This window comes from Pseudoalteromonas sp. (assembly GCF_041613455.1).
Classification (GTDB): domain Bacteria; phylum Pseudomonadota; class Gammaproteobacteria; order Enterobacterales; family Alteromonadaceae; genus Pseudoalteromonas.
In genome coordinates, this window is the sequence record NZ_JBFJHD010000354.1 from 1 (window position 1) to 1,560 (window position 1,560).

The 1,560-nt window shown below is 45.4% G+C and carries 2 protein-coding genes; both read left to right on the forward strand.

The window, feature by feature from the left end; all coding sequences use genetic code 11:
* Positions 1-698, forward strand: a 698-nt coding sequence (locus tag ABYB02_RS16995; protein ID WP_372763539.1) for a GTP-binding protein, incomplete at its 5' end; no start/stop codon positions are given.
* Complete coding sequence (locus ABYB02_RS17000) at positions 698-1,387, forward strand: DUF1826 domain-containing protein (RefSeq protein ID WP_372763540.1); 690 nt, start codon at positions 698-700, stop codon at positions 1,385-1,387. The genes ABYB02_RS16995 and ABYB02_RS17000, both read left to right, overlap by 1 nt.
* Positions 1,388-1,560 lie beyond the last annotated feature (173 nt).

A 1,560-nucleotide genomic window follows, 5' to 3' on the forward strand; every position in this document is an offset into this window, starting at 1 on the left:
ACTTATTGGTCGATCAAGTGGAATTTGCCGATGTTATTTTAATTAGTAAAACGGACTTAGTGAGCGCAGCGCAACTAAACACGCTGCGCACAATTTTAACCACACTTAATACGCAGGCCAACATTATTCCTATCGCTAAAGGAAATATTGATATTAATGAGGTAGTAAACACCGGCTTATTTAATTTTGCAGGTGCCCAGCAAGCCCCTGGCTGGCTTAAACAAATGCGTGGGGAGCATATTGCCGAAAGCGAAGAATATGGCATTAGCAGTTTTAACTACACAGCACGGCGTCCATTTGATCCTGAAAAGTTTTACAACTTTCTGCACAACACCGAGCAATTTGGTAAATTAATTCGTTCTAAAGGCTATTTTTGGTTAGCCACTCGCCCGTTATTTTGCGGACAATGGAGCCAAGCGGGCGGGATTGCGCACTATGGCTTTGCCGGAATGTTTTTTAAAGCGATTCCTAAAAAAGACTGGCCCACTGAGCCTGAGCTGCTTGCCGACATTAACAGTAAGTGGGTCGAGCCCTTTGGTGATATGCGTCAAGAGCTGGTGTTTATTGGCCAATCACTCAATCAACAAGCGATGATCAATGCCCTCGATAGCTGCTTATTATCCGAAGATGCCGCCCTTAAAGGTAAAGATTTTTGGCGCCGCTATAATGACCCGTTTCCTATTTGGCAGGAGGTGTAATGAACGCCCTTGCCCCGCTCACTCATACTCTTGTTAATTCGACACCAATGTCGCGCAAAGCCGCCCACAGCAGCAGTGCCGATATATTGGCGCACATTTATAACCACGATATTAACATCGCGATATGGCAACGAGCGTTAGCTGAAAAACTCACAAAGGCGGTTAATACTCTGATAACGTCACCCGCATTAAAACCTGTCGAGCTTGCTGTCACGCCTGAAGCTGCTTACCAGCAACTACGCCAGGTAATAACAGTCAGCAACACACAGCAAGCTGAAATAAGCGCGCTTTGTAGCGATATTGCCTTATTAGTCGAGATGTTTTGTTGCTTGTTTGATTTAAAACGTGCCGGGTTAAGGCTTGCTGTACTAAATCGACCAATGTGCCCACGTTTTCATGTTGACAAAATTCCGTGCCGCTTAGTCACCACCTATCAAGGTATCGGAACACAATGGCTGCAGCATCACCATGTTGATCGCGCAAAACTTGGCGCTGGTAATTTAGGCAAACCCGATGAAGAGTCTGGATTATTTAAACACTTAAGTAATATAAAACAGTTAAACAGCGGTGATATAGCGCTGCTTAAAGGTGAATACTGGGATGACAACCAAGGTGCGGGGCTTGTGCATCGCTCTGCGCCTATGGCCACTAACGAGCAGCGCTTATTATTAACGCTTGATTTTATTTAGTTAGCCAACACCAACCCGCTTTAGCAAGCAATAAAAAACGCCCCAGCTGTGGGGCGTTTTTTGTAGTAAGGAGCGTGTTACGCTTTTTTCATACTGCCTTGTTCTTCAAGGCGAATATGCCAGCTAAACGCCTCTTCGAGTAAATGAGGGGTATGGCCACCTCGCTGACATGC